The organism is Streptomyces sp. WG5, from assembly GCF_049974565.1.
GTDB lineage: Bacteria > Actinomycetota > Actinomycetes > Streptomycetales > Streptomycetaceae > Streptomyces.
Map to the genome: position 1 here is coordinate 81,317 of NZ_JBNGGC010000002.1, position 15,437 is coordinate 96,753.

General features: G+C 70.8%; 15 protein-coding genes and 1 pseudogene. 5 read left to right on the top strand and 11 right to left on the bottom strand.

The genetic code is table 11. The features are described 5' to 3' along the window. Window positions 1–8: 8 nt before the first annotated feature. Both ACP4IX_RS02295 and ACP4IX_RS02300 read right to left on the bottom strand, forming a co-directional pair. A complete protein-coding gene (locus tag ACP4IX_RS02295; RefSeq protein WP_426524357.1) occupies window positions 9–1,238 on the bottom strand; it encodes an NADH:flavin oxidoreductase/NADH oxidase family protein in 1,230 nt (409 codons plus the stop codon). 82 nt (window positions 1,239–1,320) lie between these two features. Continuing rightward, window positions 1,321–2,142: an SDR family NAD(P)-dependent oxidoreductase gene (locus ACP4IX_RS02300; RefSeq protein WP_426554601.1), complete on the bottom strand. Its 822-nt coding sequence runs from the start codon at window positions 2,140–2,142 to the stop codon at window positions 1,321–1,323. A 191-nt stretch (window positions 2,143–2,333) separates the two neighbouring features. Here ACP4IX_RS02300 and ACP4IX_RS02305 point away from each other — a divergent pair, with 191 nt between their 5' ends. Continuing rightward, complete coding sequence (locus ACP4IX_RS02305; protein WP_426524353.1) at window positions 2,334–2,765, top strand: MarR family winged helix-turn-helix transcriptional regulator; 432 nt, start codon at window positions 2,334–2,336, stop codon at window positions 2,763–2,765. Between the two features lie 173 nt (window positions 2,766–2,938). Here the strand turns inward: ACP4IX_RS02305 and ACP4IX_RS02310 are convergent. The 3 genes and pseudogenes from ACP4IX_RS02310 to ACP4IX_RS02320 all read right to left on the bottom strand — a co-directional run. Next, window positions 2,939–3,317: pseudogene (locus tag ACP4IX_RS02310) on the bottom strand (lantibiotic dehydratase); the annotation flags it as partial. 40 nt (window positions 3,318–3,357) lie between these two features. Beyond that, window positions 3,358–4,023, bottom strand: a complete 666-nt coding sequence (locus ACP4IX_RS02315; RefSeq protein WP_426524351.1) for a maleylpyruvate isomerase family mycothiol-dependent enzyme — start codon at window positions 4,021–4,023, stop codon at window positions 3,358–3,360. Between the two features lie 802 nt (window positions 4,024–4,825). Further along, entirely contained in the window at window positions 4,826–5,560 is a 735-nt protein-coding gene (locus ACP4IX_RS02320) for an NADPH-dependent F420 reductase (RefSeq protein WP_426554603.1), read from the bottom strand. Between the two features lie 148 nt (window positions 5,561–5,708). Here ACP4IX_RS02320 and ACP4IX_RS02325 point away from each other — a divergent pair, with 148 nt between their 5' ends. Beyond that, window positions 5,709–6,557: a LysR family transcriptional regulator gene (locus ACP4IX_RS02325; RefSeq protein ID WP_426554604.1), complete on the top strand. Its 849-nt coding sequence runs from the start codon at window positions 5,709–5,711 to the stop codon at window positions 6,555–6,557. A gap of 717 nt (window positions 6,558–7,274) precedes the next feature. Next, a complete protein-coding gene (locus ACP4IX_RS02330) occupies window positions 7,275–8,882 on the top strand; it encodes an alpha/beta hydrolase (protein WP_426554606.1) in 1,608 nt (535 codons plus the stop codon). A 395-nt stretch (window positions 8,883–9,277) separates the two neighbouring features. Here the strand turns inward: ACP4IX_RS02330 and ACP4IX_RS02335 are convergent, their stop codons facing one another. Further along, on the bottom strand, window positions 9,278–10,213 hold the full coding sequence (locus ACP4IX_RS02335) for a LysR family transcriptional regulator (protein WP_426554608.1): 936 nt from the start codon (window positions 10,211–10,213) through the stop codon (window positions 9,278–9,280). A 141-nt stretch (window positions 10,214–10,354) separates the two neighbouring features. Between ACP4IX_RS02335 and ACP4IX_RS02340 the strand changes: the two genes are divergently transcribed. Continuing rightward, window positions 10,355–11,626, top strand: a complete 1,272-nt coding sequence (locus tag ACP4IX_RS02340) for an MFS transporter (protein ID WP_426554755.1) — start codon at window positions 10,355–10,357, stop codon at window positions 11,624–11,626. A gap of 141 nt (window positions 11,627–11,767) precedes the next feature. Here ACP4IX_RS02340 and ACP4IX_RS02345 read toward each other — a convergent pair whose 3' ends face one another. From ACP4IX_RS02345 to ACP4IX_RS02360, 4 genes are all read right to left on the bottom strand, one after another. Then, a complete protein-coding gene (locus tag ACP4IX_RS02345; RefSeq protein WP_426524339.1) occupies window positions 11,768–12,250 on the bottom strand; it encodes an iron chaperone in 483 nt (160 codons plus the stop codon). A gap of 57 nt (window positions 12,251–12,307) precedes the next feature. Beyond that, a complete protein-coding gene (locus tag ACP4IX_RS02350; protein ID WP_426554610.1) occupies window positions 12,308–12,991 on the bottom strand; it encodes a glyoxalase in 684 nt (227 codons plus the stop codon). Continuing rightward, a complete protein-coding gene (locus ACP4IX_RS02355) occupies window positions 12,991–13,512 on the bottom strand; it encodes a helix-turn-helix transcriptional regulator (protein ID WP_426524335.1) in 522 nt (173 codons plus the stop codon). The genes ACP4IX_RS02350 and ACP4IX_RS02355 overlap by 1 nt, the downstream gene beginning before the upstream one ends. A 161-nt stretch (window positions 13,513–13,673) precedes the next feature. Beyond that, window positions 13,674–14,084: a VOC family protein gene (locus ACP4IX_RS02360; RefSeq protein WP_266753339.1), complete on the bottom strand. Its 411-nt coding sequence runs from the start codon at window positions 14,082–14,084 to the stop codon at window positions 13,674–13,676. Window positions 14,085–14,495: 411 nt separating this feature from the next. On the opposite strand from ACP4IX_RS02360, the gene ACP4IX_RS02365 reads away from it, so the two are divergent. Continuing rightward, entirely contained in the window at window positions 14,496–14,954 is a 459-nt protein-coding gene (locus ACP4IX_RS02365) for a protein-tyrosine phosphatase family protein (protein WP_426554611.1), read from the top strand. Here the strand turns inward: ACP4IX_RS02365 and ACP4IX_RS02370 are convergent. Next, a complete protein-coding gene (locus ACP4IX_RS02370; protein ID WP_426554613.1) occupies window positions 14,905–15,111 on the bottom strand; it encodes a sigma factor in 207 nt (68 codons plus the stop codon). The two genes, ACP4IX_RS02365 and ACP4IX_RS02370, sit on opposite strands and share 50 nt — an antisense overlap. Window positions 15,112–15,437: the final 326 nt, after the last annotated feature.

A 15,437-nucleotide genomic window follows, 5' to 3' on the forward strand; every position in this document is an offset into this window, starting at 1 on the left:
GTCCGGCCTCAGGCAGCCGTATGCCATTTCAGATAGGTGCGCCGGCACCGGGCGCGGACCAGCCGTTCGAGGAGGAGGGCGACGGCCGGAGAGTAGGGCGTCTTCGACGGCTTGCCCGCACCGAGGCGGGCGAGCTGCCGCGACGTGACGGCCTGGACGGCCGCGGCTGCCAGCGTTTTGTTCCGGAAGCGGGTGCGGGGCGGGTGGGCCTGCGCATCACCGCCGGCAAGCCACTGTCCCGGCAGAGTGGGATCGATGGCCAGCGCCGTGGCCAGGCCGGCCATGGCGACTCCGGAGTCGATCACCTGTTGGGCGACTGCGCGTCGCCGGATCCCTCCGGTCAGCAGCAGTGGCAGCGGCGAGGTGGCGACGAGCCGCTCGGCGAGTTCAAGGAAGTACGCCTCGCGGGCAAGGGTGCGGCCGTCCGCGGTGTGGCCCGCCGTGGCCAGGCTCTCGATGCTGCCGCCGGACAGCTCGACCAGGTCAGCCCCCACATCGGCGAGCATCTTGATCACGTCACGTGCGTCGTCGGTGTCGAATCCGCCGCGCTGGAAGTCCGCCGAGTTCAGTTTCACTCCCACCGCGAAGCCCGTGCCGACGCGCTCGCGGACCGCGCCCATGACATCGAGCAGCAGGCGGGCGCGGTTGTGCAGGCTGCCGCCCCAGCGGTCGTCGCGCCGGTTCACCAGGGGAGAGAGGAACTGGGAGAGGAGGTAGCCGTGGGCGGCGTGGATCTCGACTCCGTCGAAGCCGGCCTGCTGGGCCCGCTGCGCGGTCACGGCGAAGCGTTCCACCGTCTCGTCGATCTGCTGGGCGGTCATCGGCTGGGGCGTCGGGTACATGCGGGAGAAGCCGCCGGCGTCGATCGGCACCGCGGAGGGGGCCCAGGTGGTGCCGGCGAGGTCTTTGGGGATGACGCGCCCGGGGTGGTTGATCTGCATCCAGATCCGTCCGCCTGCCGATTTACCGGCCGCCGCCCAGCGCTGGAACGGCTCCAGCGGCGTGTCCTGTTCCAGGACGACGTCGCCGGGCTGGGCGACTGCTCTGCCGTCGATCATGACGTGTCCGGTGATCAGAAGCCCGGCGCCTCCCGCCGCCCAACGGCGGTAGAGCACGAGGAGTTCGTCACCGGGCAGTTGGCCTGGCGCGGCGAGCAACTCTTCCATCGCGGCCTTCGCGATCCTGTTGGGCAGCGGAGCGCCGTTGCTCAGGTGCAGCGGCTCGTTCAGCGCGGTCATCTCTTCTCCCATGACGTCGGTTCCGGGCGGCCTCGGTGGGCTGTCGGCGCCGTTGTTCGCCTTCGCGCCGCAGGTTGTGGCGTCACGAGGTGGCGGGGTCGAGGTCGCTCACGTCGTCGAATCCGGCCTTGCGGTTGAGGTTGCCGGTGATGCGGGCGACCGCGGTCCGGGGAAGCAGGCGCGACGCCCAGGTTCCGGCGCGGTTGGAGACGCGTCCGGGGAAGGAGACGGACCGGCCGCGTGCGAAGTCGTCGAGTGTTCCGGCAGCGACGCGGGCGGGGGTGTCCGTGGTCTTCGGGTCCATGGATGCGGTCGTACGGTCGAAGAATCCGGTGTCGGTGGCTCCCGGGTGGGCCGCCATCACGCGCACGCCGGTACCTCGGACCTCCTCGGCGAGCGCCTCGGTGAACGAGAGCACGAATGCTTTGGTGGCGGCGTAACTGGCCTGGTACGGCATGGGCTGGAAGGCGGCGGTGGACGCGACGTTGACGATGCCGCCGCGACCGCGTTCGACCATGCCGGCGCCCAGGAGGTGGACCAGGCCGATCAGCGCGGTGACGTTCACGTCGACGGACTGGAGGTTGGGTTCGAGAGGACGGCCGAGGAAAGGCCCCACCGACCCCGTCCCGGCGTTGTTGACCAGGAGGTCCACGTCCAGGCCGAGTTCCTCGATGGCGTCGACCACCGTCTGCGGGGACCGCCGGTCCGAGAGGTCCGCGGCGATCACGTCGACCCGGACGGAATGGGCCTTCCGGATCTGCCCGGCAAGGGTGTTGAGCGCGTCGGCCGAGCGGGCGACAAGGACGAGGTGTGCGCCTCGGGAGGCGAGTTCCCGTGCGTAAGCCTCGCCCAGTCCCTTCGAAGCGCCGGTGACCACGGCTGTGGTGTTCGTGTAGTCGTGCATGAGTGAGTGCTTCCTGTTCGGCTGGGCGCCGGGCCGCGCCGGAGCGGACGGGCCTCGGGAAGGACGGGACGGGGGAAGCGTCCCGCTCTGGGGACGGCCTCGTGTCCAGAGCGGGAGCGAGGGCCGATTGCTTCGAGTCTCGAAGGAACATAACACTTCGAGCCTCGAAGTAAAAAGGCTAGGATGAGGTCATGACGCGAAGCACCCTTGAGGCAGCGGTGGTGGCGAACCATGAGATCTTCATGCGGACCAGCGACCGGATCGAGACCGTCCTGGCCGAACACGGTCTGACCCAGGCAACCGCTCAGGCACTCTGGGCGATCGACCCGGCCGAGGCGCCGCCCTCGATGAAGGAACTGGCCGACCGGCTGTACTGCAACGCGCCCAACCTCAGCTTCGTCATGAATCAGCTCACCGGCCGGGGACTCGTCGAACGTTCCGCCGCCCCCACCGACCGCCGTTCACGCGTCGCGGCGCTGACGGAGGACGGCCGACGGGTACGGTCCGCGCTGATCGAGGCAACACTGGCCCTGAGCCCGTTCGCCCGACTGGACGCCGACGACCTGCTCAAGCTGGTGAGTCTCCTGGGGAAGGCGCTCGAACCGACGGCAGGTCCGGAGTGAGATCCGGCGCACTTCAGGACGCAGCACACTGACTCGCGGTCAGGCGGCGCCGACCGGCGGCGAGCACCGCGTCACTATCGGCCCACGCCGACACGATGGCCGCTCCTGCGGGGGCGGCGCGTAGTACCGCCCGGTCGTCGCCGGGGTCGGCCACACGCACGGCGTCGGTGACCCCCCACCTCCAGGTGCGGCGGCAGGCGGGGGTTCGTCAGACGCCGCGTCCAGGGCGTCGACCAGCCCGTCGGCGAGGACCACCTCTTCACGGCCGTCGAGTACGGTGGCCTGCGCCGGCCGTACGAGTGCGTCGTCCCGGGCGGAGAAGCGAGGCCGACCGGCGCCGGGCGAGGAACCCGGGTAACCCTCGGGGCAGCCAGTGCCGCTGTCGGCGACGACTTCCTGGAGCGGCACCATCGTGCCGATGCCGTACGGCTCGTAGAACCGCTGGTGGTACGCGCCCCACGCCGCGGTCCCGTACGGGCGGACACTGACCCCGGTCAGGAGCGACGCCGCGCGCTCGACCTCGCGGGCCACCGCGTCCGGCAGCACGAGTCGGCGGCCCGCTGCCTTCACGGGCGGTGGGCCGCCTTCACCGTCACGCCGTTCCGCAGCGCCCGCGGAGGCGCTCAACACCCTCGCCTTCCAGGTCGTCGAGGTACGCGGCGCGTCCGGTCATGGCCATCGTCAGGGCCACGGTACTGCCGGACACGAGTGCCCCGGATCCGGTCGTGAACGGGCCGTCGTCTGCGACGAGTCGCAGGTCACCGATGCGTCCCTTGGCAAGGACCACCTGATCCGACCCTTGGTAGTACTCAGCCACCCTCGTGACTGTCTCAGTCGGGTAGTCGCGACGTATGCCCAGCGGACGCCGGATGTCCTCCGCGTGTACGACCGTCTCGCCGAGCATGGCCACGGCGGGGAGGGGAGGCTTGGTTCTGCTGGGGACGACACGCCGGAACCGCTCAAGCGTTTCGGCAGGGGTCCCACCGAGCTGTTCGGCCAGCCGCATCGCCACCTGTTTGTCGAAGTCGAATCGGCAGCGGATCACGCCCGCCAGCCAGCGCACGGCATTGAGGCTCGCCCCCGCAGTGAGGTGCGCCAGCACCTCACGCACCGTCAACCCGGTGCACAGCGACGGGGTCGCCCACTGATCGTCAGACAGATCTGCAAGATCGGCTGCCAGTGCCGCTCGCTCAGTACGGATCAGTGGCCAGACCTCGGTCCTCGGACTGCGATCTGCTGCCGGTTCCGAACCAGTCATACGGGCGAGTCTCCTGTCACGAGTCGTGCTCTGCGTTGCACCTGGACCGGAACACGTGAGCGTCCGGCAGGCTGTTCGAAGAACAGACTCTCCTACTAGAGCAAAGTCATCGCCCACAAGGCGACCATTCCTCGAGGCAGCCGAACCGGGACCGAAGGCGGCGTCCCGGAAGGCCGGCAGCCAGCCCTTGCGCCCCTTGCCGGGAACACGCAGCACTTCCTCGTCGGCGTGGTCGGAGAACGCTTCGATCCCACCGCGGCCTCCCGCTCGGGGCGCCGGGTGACGCGGGTGGAGGTCTTCTCCGAGAAGGCCCGTTCCCGCACCGGCGTACGGTCCCGGCCGGCAGAACCTCCGTGACCCCGCTCGTCCTGTGCCGGGTGCGGCGCCTCGCCTGCCTCCGTGTTCTCCCGGGCGGCCTCGAACCAGCCCAGCACCTCCGGCAGGCCGAGGCCGACGGCCGCCGCCGAAGGCCTGGGCCGGACGTCCGCGCCGCCCCGCTCGCCCGGCCGGACGAACACGCGGTCGTCGGCGAGCAGGCCGAGGCCGTGACGGGGGCCAGGGCGAGAGCGGTGGTCGTCCTGCCCCCGCCCTGGCCGCCGATGGTGAGGACCGTGCGGCCGTCCTGCACGACGGCCGAGGCGTGCGGCACGGCCCAGCGACGGCTCCGACACCGGTGTGACACGACTACTCGTGCGGGCCCGGGGCGTCCGCCTCAGGGGTCCCCGTGCCGCAGCGCCCGCGTGGCAGTCACGGTGCCGGTGAGCCGCTGCTCGGCCGTACCGTCAGGGCGGCTCGCCTGCTGCTACATCCGGAATCCCGCGGGCCCCCGCACCGTGGCGGAGAGCTCCTTGATCCGGGCGCCGGGTGCGGGCACACCGGGCGCCTGCTGGACCCAGGCCACGAATTCCCTGGCGGTGAGGCCGGACGGCGGCCGTCCCACGTACGGGAGTGCGTACAACGGGGTGTTGGGTTCGCTGCGCCAGCTCTCGGCCAGGGTGCCGAGGTCCACCGCGTCGAAGCCGAGGATGTCCAGCAGGTCGGCCACCTCCTTCTTGGCGTCCGGGTCGTCGCCGGAAAGCGGCAGCGCGGTGCGGTCGGGGGCGCCGGCCGGGCGGAACAGCTCCAGCAACTGCTTGGGGCCGATGTTGTGCAGTGCCTTCACCACCCGCGCGTCTGCGAGGTGGCGCTGCACCAGTTCGCTGGAGGTCAGCTCGTTGCTGTCGAGTTCCGGCACTTCGAAGTCGGCATGGGGCGCGTAGTTCATCGGGTCGATCACGGTCTTGCCGGCAAGCTCCGCCCGGGGCAGCTGCTCGTGGGCGGCCAGCGGTACGGATGCGATCACCAGATCGCCGGCGCTCGCCGCTTCGGCCGGGGTGGCCGCGCGGGCCCGCTCGCCGAGCTCCGCGACGAGATCGGCCAGCGTCTCGGGGCCGCGTGAGTTGCTCAGGACGACGTTCAGGCCGGCGCAGACGGCGCGGCGAGCGGCCCCGAGGCCGACCATGCCGGTGCCGATGACGCCGAGGGTTGTCGTGCTCACTCTGTTCTCCGTTCGTATTTCCCCGCGTCGCGGCATCCAGCGGGCCGGACCGCTCTGGCGGGCTCGTACCCATCACAGCCGGAGTGACCTGCGCGAACAATGGCCGAAAACGCTGGGCAGCGATCACATCGCGTGATAGATCAGGTAGATGGAACTGAGAGCGCTGCAGTACTTCGTGACCGTCGCCGAGGAGCTGCACTTCGGGCGCGCAGCGCAGCGGCTGGGCATCGTGCAGCCGGCGGTGAGCCAGCAGGTCGCCAGGCTCGAACGCGAGCTCGGCGTGCGCCTGCTGGACCGCACCTCACGCCGGGTACGGCTCACCCCGGCCGGCGGACGGGTGCTCGCCGCGGCCCGTGAGGCCCTCGGTGCGGCGGCCCGGGTGCGGGTGGTCGCCGGAGAACCGGCGGCCGTCCTGCGGATCGGGGTGGCGTCCTGTGTCACCCGACGGCTCGACCGGGCGGTGGGCCGCCTGAGCGACAGCGAACGCCCGGCAGAGCCGAAACTGGTCGACCTGCCGGTGGCCGCGCGACTCGACGCCGTCCGCGACGGCGAGCTGGACCTGGCGCTGGTGCGGGGCGCGTTCACCTCCGCGGCGGTGACGGTGGTCCGTGCCTGGTCCGAACCGCTGCACGCGGTGCTCGCGCGCGAACACCCCGCTGCCCGCGAGCCCGCGGTCAGCCTGCACGACCTCGATCCGCACGGTCTGCGGCTTCCTGCCCGCGACAGTGACCCGCCGTTGCACGACGCGATCCTCGCCGCCCTGCCCGTGGCCCCGCTGCGGCCGCCTGCCGGTGACATGCTCAACGTGCTGTTCGAGGTAGGGCGGGACACCGAGGGCTGGACGCTGATGCCGGCCGAGCAGTTCGACGGGTCCCGCTCCCCGCGGCTGCTCCGGATGCCGCTCGACCCGCCGGTGACCGTCGACGGCCACGTCGTCACCTCACTGGCCACCCCGGAGCCGTGCGTGGCATCGTACGTGGCCGCGTTCGCGGATTGAACCCATGCCTCCGTCGAGTCGGGTCCTTCCGGGGGGCAGAACGCCGCCTCCCTTCCCGAACCAGCGGCACGTCGTGGCCGCCGTGGGCGGTCTGCCCCATGCCCCGACCCGTTGGGCGTCGCCCACCGTCCTTGCCGGGGGCGCAGGCCGTCGAAGCGGCCGGCGGGCCCCACGGTGCGCAGGGGGCGGGCGGTCTTTCCAGGGCGGGCACCGGGTCGGCGTCGGCGGACCCGCCGGGCGCGGCCCGCCGGGCGACAGTGATCACGGCCACGCCGACCACCGTGGAGCTCCGTTCCGAGGACGAATCAGGGTGCGGCGTGGCCATGGCGGCCCGCGACTGGCCTTGCTCGCGCGAAAGACCGGTTGTGAGAACCTCTTCGGTGGTTCCGACGGCGCCGTCGAGCATCAGGCACCAGAGTGGCGTCGATGGCCGGCCGCGCCGGCGTTCTGCTCCTGCGCCACCGCGTCGTCCTGATCGCCCGCCTCCGCCGACGCTACGCGGACCGGCCCACCATGCCCTTGAGATGATCTCCGGCTACGAAAACCTTGCCGAGCCAGAACGGTCCGTACGCCGACACCCAGGACCGGTCCCCCGAGCGAGCTACCTGATTTTGTCCTCTCTGGGGTGACGCGCGCCACCGGTGGTCTCTAGTTGACTCGAATCGTCAACACAACGGCCCGACATGGCCGACCAGCCCAGTAGCTAAGGACAACACCATGGCCACGACACGCAGTTCCGCGCGGCAGGTTTCCCCCAGAGGCCGCCGACTCGCCGCAGCTCTGCTGGTTTCCACGCTGGGAGGAACCACACTGGCCGCGTGTAGTGCCGACGCCAAGGACTCGCAACCGGCCAAGGTCTCCGGCCAGAACGTCAGCGAGACCGCGGGCGAGGTCGAGATCACCTGGGGCACGTGCCCGGCCCCGGCCGGGGGACAACCCCGTGACCCCCACCTGGCCTGTGGAACGTTGGAGGTGCCACTCGACTACCGGGACCCGGACGGCACGAAGATCGACCTGGCGGTCTCCCGGCTGTCCACCGCACAGCCCGGGAAACGACGTGGCGTTCTGCTGCTGAACCCCGGCGGGCCGGCCGTGGGCGGTCTCGGCATGCCCGAGACCATGGCGTCCACCCTGCCGAAGTCCGTGCTGGACCGCTACGACCTGATCGGTTTCGATCCGCGCGGCGTCGCACACAGCACCCCGCAGAGTTGCGGTCTGCAGGACCCCAGTGTGCCCGGGCTCTTCCCCTATCCTGCCGCGGACGGGTCGATCACCAAGAACGTGGCCCGCGCCAAAGCCGCCGCCAAGCAGTGCGCCGACACGGTGGGCGAGGACCTGCGGCACTACAGCACCGCCAACACCGCCCGCGACATGGACAGCATCCGCCAGGCGCTCGGTGAGAAGAAGATCTCCTACTGGGGCCAGTCCTACGGCACCTACCTCGGTGCCGTCTACCGCTCCCTCTTCCAGGACCGCACCGACCGGATGGTCCTGGAAGGCAACGTCGACCCCACCAAGGTATGGGCCAACCAGGTGGCGGGCACCTGGGGCAAGGGCATGGCCGACCGGTTTCCCGATGCCGCCCGCGTCGCCGCGGCGCAGGCCGGCACCCTCAAGCTGGGCACGGACGTCGCGGAGGTGACCGACACCTACCTCGCCCTCGCCGACCGGCTCGACCGCACGCCCGCGGAGATTCCCGGCGCATCGGTGTCGCTGGACGGGGCGCTGCTGCGGAACATGACCTACGCCCTGCTTCTGCACAACGACACCCTTCCCATGCTCACCAAGTTCTGGAAGGCCGCCGACAACCTGTCCCGCGGCACCACCACGGCCGCCGACATCGCGGTTCTCACGGAGGCGTTCGCCGCCCCACCGGCGTCCCCGGGCATCCCCGCGGACAACCAGGCCACCATGTTCATGGCTCTCACCTGCGGCGACGCCGAATGGCCGCACGACGTCGACGGCTACGCCGCCCGCACCACCGCCGACCGCGAGAAGTGGCCGCTCACCGCGGGCATGCCCGCCAACATCTGGGCATGCGCCTACTGGGACAAGCCTGCTGAGGCGACCGCCAAGATCGTGAAGGGCGGCCCGCGCAACACCCTGATCCTGCAGAACCGCCGGGACAATGCCACCCCGTGGGAAGGCGCCGTCGGGCTGCACAAGTCCCTCGGCGACGGCTCCGCCTTCGTCGGCGTCGACAACGGCGGGCACTCCGTCTACGGCGCAGGCTCAGACTGCGCCGACAAGGCCACCGTCGGCTTCCTGACCACCGGCCACCTGCCGGACAAGGACGTCCACTGCACCGACGTCACCCAGAAGTGACCCGCCGCAACGCGGTGCTTCCCTGTCCGGCCCGCTGTCCGGCCCGCTGTCCGGCCGGAGCCGCCTCGACGGGGTCGATGGCAGTCAGGGCGGTCGCACGTTCCGGGGCCGTGCGGCTGGTCGGGGTGTGACCGGTCGGGTCGCACAGCAGAGAGGCACGGGCTTCGTGATCATTGTGGTGTCCCGCTCCGCCCTGACCCATCTCGGCGAGCAGAGTGCCACGCTGTTGACGCTGACGGCGAAGTCCCGGCACAGGAAAGCTGGAGAACGCCCGCCGCTACGTCAAACCCTCCCCCGAGGCGATCTCCGAGCTGCCCAGCCCGCTCGCCCCGGCGCAGCGCACCCGCCGTTGACCGCCTGCGCCGGACAGGGCCGGCCCGCGCGTGCGGGGGCGTTCAGCGCGGAATCACCCAGCCCGGTGCCCAGGTCCCGGCGGCGTCGTGGCCGGCCGTCGTGGCGGCGAGGTGGGCGCGGAGGGTGGCCAGCGCTGGGTGGGGGTTGTCGCGGTGCCAGAGAAGCGAGTGCGGGTAGACGGGCGTCGGGTCGGTCACCGGGATGCGGCGCAGGCCGTGGTCGGCGGGCCAGATGAGGCGGGTGTGCTCGCCCATGAAGGTGGCCAGGGCCGGGGTGTCGGCGATGGTGTCGAGGAGCGCGTCGGAGCCGAAGTTGGGGCCGGTCACCTCGATGGTGAGGCCGAACTCGGCGACGAGGTCGTCGTAGTAGGCGCCCCACTCGGTACCGGGGGCGATGCCGGGCATCCAGATCCGGTGCCCGGTGAGCTGGGCGACGGTCACCGATCGGGCGCCCGCCAGTGCGTGGGCGGGGCCGGTGAGGAGCTGGAGCGGCTCGTCGAGCACCCGGACGGAGGCGATGTCCTCGGGAAGAGGTCGGCCGGGCGCGGCGACGGCGCGGAAGGACGCGTCGATCGCACCGGAGCGAATGGCGGTGACGGCGGTCTCGATGTCGAACAGCATCATCACGTCGAGGTCGATCCCGGGGTGTGCACGGTGGAAGCCGCGCATCAGGCGCGACTGCGCGCTGCGCGAGGCGATCACGTCGACGCGCAGCGGACGGCGGCCGGGGCGCACGGACTCGCCCGCACGCTCGGCGACGCGCAGCAGCTCGCGTGCGTGGGGCAGGAATGCCCGCCCGTCGATGGTGACTTCAGCACCGCGTGGGGCACGGGTGAACAGCCGCACGCCGAGGGTGCGCTCCAGCGCGGCGACGCGTTTGGAGACGGCCTGCTGGGTGATCGACAGGTCGGCGGCGGCTTTCTGGAACTGACCCGCTTCCGCGACGGCGATAAAGGTACGTACTGCCTCGAGATCCACGCCGACTCACCTTAGTGAACAACTGATGGTTGTGGATTGCTGGCGGGTCAGTTGTTTGACCTGCTGTTGTCCCGCCCGCTTACCTCTCATCCGTCAACGTCAGTTTGTTCGGGTGGAGCCATCAAAGGGAGCGCGCTGAGCATGGCGGGCAGGAGACGGTTGGGCCGGCAGTTCGGCTGGCTGTGGGCGTCCTATGCGGTGAGCGCGTACGGGTCCGGGCTGGGGTTCGGGGCGTTGCCGCTGATCGCTGTGCTGGTGCTGCATGCCGGCCCTGCTGAGGTGTCCGCGCTGTCCGCGGTGGGGCCTGCGGTGGGTGCGCTGATCGCGGTGCCGCTCGCGCCGTGGGTGGAATTCCGGCGCAAGCGCCCGGTCATGATCATGATGGACTTGGCCCGTTGTGCGGCCATGGTGACGATCCCCGTCGCCTACGCCTTCGGGTGGCTCAGTTTCGTCCAGCTGCTGGTGGTCTCGGTCGTGGTCGCCGCAGCTAAGATCGCGTTCAACGCGGCCAGCGGCGCCTGTCTCAAGGCCCTCGTCCGACCGGATGACCTGCTCGTCGCCAACGCGCGGTTCGAGTCCACGAACTGGAGCTCCATCGCAGTGGGGCCACCGCTGGGCGGGGCGGCGATCGGCCTGTTCGGGCCGGTCACTACCGTGGTGGCCGACGCGCTCAGCTACCTGCTCTCCGCAGTGGGTATCACCGCGGTCCGCGGCCAGGAAGAAGCACCACGAACGACCGGCAAGAGCCCGGTCCGGGTGGGCGCACTGCTCGACGGTTGGCGACACATCCTGGGCCACCCCGGTCTGCGGCCTCTCTACCTCAATCACATGCTCGTCACCGGTCTGATCATGGCCACCGAGCCGCTGCTGGCCGTGCTCCTGCTACGCCGGCTTGGGTTCCCACCCTGGCAGTACGCCCTCGCCTTCGCCGCCCCCTGCGTCGGCGGACTCATCGGCTCGCGGCTGGCCCGCCGTGCCGTGGCCCGCTTCGGCCGGCACTGGGTCTTCCGGACCGTCGGCACCCTGCGCGCCATCTGGCTGATCGGCCTGGCCTTCGTCCGTCCCGGCGTCGTCGGCCTCGTCACCGTGATGGCCGTCGAGCTGGCGATCATCATCAACATGAGCCTGTACAGCCCAGTGCTCGCCACCTACCGGCTCGAACACACCCCCGGACATCTCGTCGCCCGCACCCTGTCGGCCTGGTCGATCGGCCAGCAGGCGTCCATTGCCGTCCTCACCGCGCTCGCCGGGCTGCTCGCCGACGCCACCAGCCCACGCACCGCTCTCACGGTCGTGGGACTGCTCATCCTGACCACCCCGCTCCTGCTTCCCCGACCGGACCAGACGTCGCGGAACGAGCCGGAACATCCTGATGCGACTTCGCACGTGGCCGGCACAGCGAGGCCGCGGTGAACGCGTAGACCTCGCCCTGGCGGCCGGAGCGGACCGCCGCAGGCCGCGGTGATCACGGCAGGGGCGGTGCCGCGGTGAATCCGGCATCCACGGTGGCAGTCGCGAAGGTGCCGTCAGCTGCCGGTGCCGCCCCGGCCGGCTTCAGCCCGCCGCCTTCTCGACGAGCGCGCTGATGCGCTGTTCGTCGGCTGCGGTCAGCTCCTTCAGGGCGTAGGCGGTCGGCCACATGGTCCCGTCGTCGAGTGCCGCCCGGTCGCTGAATCCGAGCGTGGCGTACCTCGACGTGAACTTCTGCGCGCTCTGGAAGTGACAGAGCACCTTGCCGTCTCTGACATAGGCGGGCATCCCGTACCAGAGCTTGGGCGTGAGGTCCGGAGCGGCGGCCTTGACGATGGCGTGGACCCGCTCGGCGAGGACCCGGTCCGCCTCCGGCATCTCGGCGATCTTCGCGAGCACATCCCGCTCCGCTGCCGCCGCCTTCTCCGCCCGCGAACCGCGCCGCGCCGCCGCCTTCTTCCGCTCCTGCGCGTGCTCCTTCATCGCGGACCGCTCCTCGGCGGTGAATCCGTTGTACTGCTCGGCGGCCGTGCCGGAGTTCTCGGCGGACGACTTCGTGGGCTGCATGGCAGATTCCTCTCGTACGGAGATGAGGCAGGTCGGGGCGGAGTCCGGGGCCGGGAGTCAGGACAGTGCAGGCGCCGTGGACGGCGCGGGGGTGAGCGACGTGGCGGCCTCCCAGGCGAATCCGTCCGGGTCGGTGAAGGGGCCGACGGTGCTGCCGAGGACGATGCGGTGCGAGCCGGTGCCGTCGGCGGGGATGCCGAGGTCCCTGGCCAGGCCACGGCGCTTGTACAGCGCCAGCTTGACGGGGCTGGACTCGCCGGAGGCGAACTCGGCGTACTTGCCGCCGAAGCTCCTGGCCACGGTCAGGCCCCGGTCGACGTAGAACTGCTTGCCGGCCTTCACGTCCTCGACGCCGAGCAGGAGGACGATCTCGTCGATCTCGCGGGTGGCCGGACCGGTGTCCTTCTTCGCCGGGGTCGCGGCCTTCCAGATCGTCCCGTCCGGGGCCTGGACGACTCCGCCGTAGCCCCACAGCGACTTCGCGGCGGGCTTCAGTACCACCGCGCCGGCGTCCACGGCGGCGCCGAGGAAGCTGTCGACGGTGGCCGGCCGGGACACCGTGAGCGCCAGGGTGAAGCCGCGGAATCCGGTGGAGTGCGCCTCGGACGCCCGCAGGCGTATGTAGGTGTCCACTCCGAAGGCGGTGTAGAAGCGGTGGGCGGCCTCGGGGTCGGCCACCTCGAGGGTGACGGAAGCGAGGGACGTGGTGGATGCGGTGGTTGCGTTGGTTGCCATGGCCATCACGCTAGGGGCTGCTCGACGGCCGGGGCTTCTCGATTCCTGACCTGTCTTGTCACCTGCTTCGCCACACACGCCGGCATCCCCTCCACCACGACCGCGGGCCCCGCATGACCGGCCCTGCCTGTGGCCTCGGCACGGCCGGCCGCCGCATCCGCCGCGCGGCGCCGGAAGGCCCCGGGCGGCATGCCGACCAACTCGGTGAAGCGGGTGGTGAACGTGCCCAGCGACGCGCAGCCGACCGCGAAGCAGACCTCGGTGACGCTGAGGTCGCCACGACGCAGCAGTGCCGCCGCGCGCTCGATGCGACGCGTCATCAGGTACGCGTACGGCGACTCGCCGTACGCGGCCCGGAACTGCCGGCCGAGGTGCCCGGCGGACATGTGCACGTCGCGGGCGAGCACCTCCACGTTCAGCGGCTGCGCGTACTCCCTGTCGATCCGGTCGCGGACGCAGCGCAGCCTCGCGAGATCGGTCAGGCGCTGCGCCTCGACGCGTGCACGTCGCCACTCGGGTTGACACATGGAGCTTCCCCTTTCCTTCTTCTTCCCTCGACGGCTACGAGCGCCTGGGGTGCCCGCCTCGACGGGCACCCCAGGCGCTCGTGGATGATGGCCGGCCGCCGGAGCCGACCAGTCGGTCGGGCGACTGCCGGCCGGTACGGCCGCCTCGATGCCCGCACGGTTCAGCGGAGCTCCTGGATGCGGACCAGGTTGCCCGCTGGGTCGCGGAAGGCGCAGTCGCGGATGCCGTACGGCTGCTCGGTCGGCTCCTGGACGACCTCGGTATCACCGGCCTGCACCTTCTCGAACGTGGCGTCGAGGTCCGGGGTGGCCAGCAGGATCCAGCCGTAGGTGCCCTTGGCCATCATCTCGGTGATGGTGCGGCGCTCGTCCTCGGTGACTCCCGGGTCGGCGGCCGGCGGCGCCAGGAGGAGGGACGTGTCGGGCTGACCGGCCGGGCCGACCGTGATCCAGCGCATCCTGCCCTGCCCGACGTCGCTGCGGACCTCGAAGCCGAGGACGTCGCGGTAGAAGGCCAGCGACGCGTCCGGGTCGTCGTGCGGCAGGGAGCTCGTGTGTATGGTGATGTTCATGACGAACAGGCTAGAAGCGGCTCCGTGTCCCGCGCTTCTCGATTCCTGATCGATCCGGCCACGCTCGGACACCGCACCGTCATGCGGCCATCCGCAGCCGCCCTACAGCCTCGTTCTCGCTGCCTGACCCATGGCGAGAGGCGGGCCACGTCCTCGCCTCGGACGCCGAAGCCGTACCCAGTGGCGTTCGATCCGGCGAGGTTGACCCGGCACGCGGGGAGCGGACGCCGACACGCCGGGCGTCCGCGAAGCCGACCACGAGCCAGGCGGTGGGCATCACCCGGGCAACACCACGTCCGAGCGGTCTGGCCTTCGCGTTGGTCCTCCATGCTTGACAAGTCCTTCCCCGGATCCCACTGGGGAGGGCCGCCATGACAGGCGTCTTGCGGAAGCAATCGAACGGAATTCATCATGACCGACATGTGGAGCACCGACAATCCCAAGGTAGTCACCCTCCCCTCCGGGCGGACGATTCGCGGACGCGGACTCAGGTACGACCTGCCGGAGGGACAGACCCCCACGTTGGCCGTGCACTTGACGGACCATGAGCCGCCCGAGCAGCCGTGGGAGTCCCTGTGGATTCCCTGGCGCGACTTCTGGCTTCCCGCCGACCCGATGGACGCGATGCGCACACTTCGCGTCGCCTACGACCGGGCCGCGGACGAACGCGTGGAGATCTGCTGCGGAGGCGGCATCGGCCGGACTGGTACGGGGCTCTCGGCACTCTGCGTCTTCGAGGGCATGGACCCCAAGGAAGCGGTCACATGGGTGAGGCGGAATTACCATCCCCGTGCGGTGGAAGTACCGTGGCAACGACGCTTCATCCGCCAAGTCCACGCTGCCGGCGCATCCGGCGCGGGGCGATCGTAGCCGCTGACTCCTGCGGCGTGCGACGCATGCACGCCGCAGGGACGTGGTGAACCACTGCCCGGAACGTCGACCGCCCCTGAAAGGTCTCCCGCCGCCGCCAGGCACGCAGGAACGTCTCCTGCACGGTGTCCTCGGCGTCCTCGAACGACCCGAGCATCGGTAGCAGTGCACGTGCAGCTCCCGCCGGTGCCGCTCGGCCAGCCCCGAGAACCCCGACTCGTCGGCCTCGCCCAGGCCGCGCGTACCCAGCCCGCTCATACCCGGCTCCTCCAGCATGGGGTCCGCGCTCATCACGTCATCCTTCCGTCTCACCCTGTCCGGTCATACATGTGACGGGTGCGGTCGCGAAAACTCATCACCAGGGCCGGTCGTCATCCGGCGTCCCCCGGTCGACGGTGTACGGACACCTCGACCCGGGAGAAGTCCCTGCCCCGCCAGCCGAAGAAGACCACTGCCGTCGAGCCCAGAGAGCTACCAGCGGGT

Bases quoted from the DNA above. Each gene is read 5' to 3' on its own strand.
- ACP4IX_RS02315 (WP_426524351.1), bottom strand. From the start codon at position 4,023: ATGACTGGTTCGGAACCGGCAGCAGATCGCAGTCCGAGGACCGAGGTC.
- ACP4IX_RS02350 (WP_426554610.1), bottom strand. From the start codon at position 12,991: ATGGCCATGGCAACCAACGCAACCACCGCATCCACCACGTCCCTCGCT.
- ACP4IX_RS02295 (WP_426524357.1), bottom strand. From the start codon at position 1,238: ATGACCGCGCTGAACGAGCCGCTGCACCTGAGCAACGGCGCTCCGCTG.
- ACP4IX_RS02300 (WP_426554601.1), bottom strand. From the start codon at position 2,142: ATGCACGACTACACGAACACCACAGCCGTGGTCACCGGCGCTTCGAAG.
- ACP4IX_RS02370 (WP_426554613.1), bottom strand. From the start codon at position 15,111: ATGCTCGGGTCGTTCGAGGACGCCGAGGACACCGTGCAGGAGACGTTC.
- ACP4IX_RS02330 (WP_426554606.1), top strand. From the start codon at position 7,275: ATGGCCACGACACGCAGTTCCGCGCGGCAGGTTTCCCCCAGAGGCCGC.
- ACP4IX_RS02340 (WP_426554755.1), top strand. From the start codon at position 10,355: ATGGCGGGCAGGAGACGGTTGGGCCGGCAGTTCGGCTGGCTGTGGGCG.
- ACP4IX_RS02345 (WP_426524339.1), bottom strand. From the start codon at position 12,250: ATGCAGCCCACGAAGTCGTCCGCCGAGAACTCCGGCACGGCCGCCGAG.
- ACP4IX_RS02360 (WP_266753339.1), bottom strand. From the start codon at position 14,084: ATGAACATCACCATACACACGAGCTCCCTGCCGCACGACGACCCGGAC.
- ACP4IX_RS02325 (WP_426554604.1), top strand. From the start codon at position 5,709: ATGGAACTGAGAGCGCTGCAGTACTTCGTGACCGTCGCCGAGGAGCTG.
- ACP4IX_RS02355 (WP_426524335.1), bottom strand. From the start codon at position 13,512: ATGTGTCAACCCGAGTGGCGACGTGCACGCGTCGAGGCGCAGCGCCTG.
- ACP4IX_RS02365 (WP_426554611.1), top strand. From the start codon at position 14,496: ATGACCGACATGTGGAGCACCGACAATCCCAAGGTAGTCACCCTCCCC.
- ACP4IX_RS02305 (WP_426524353.1), top strand. From the start codon at position 2,334: ATGACGCGAAGCACCCTTGAGGCAGCGGTGGTGGCGAACCATGAGATC.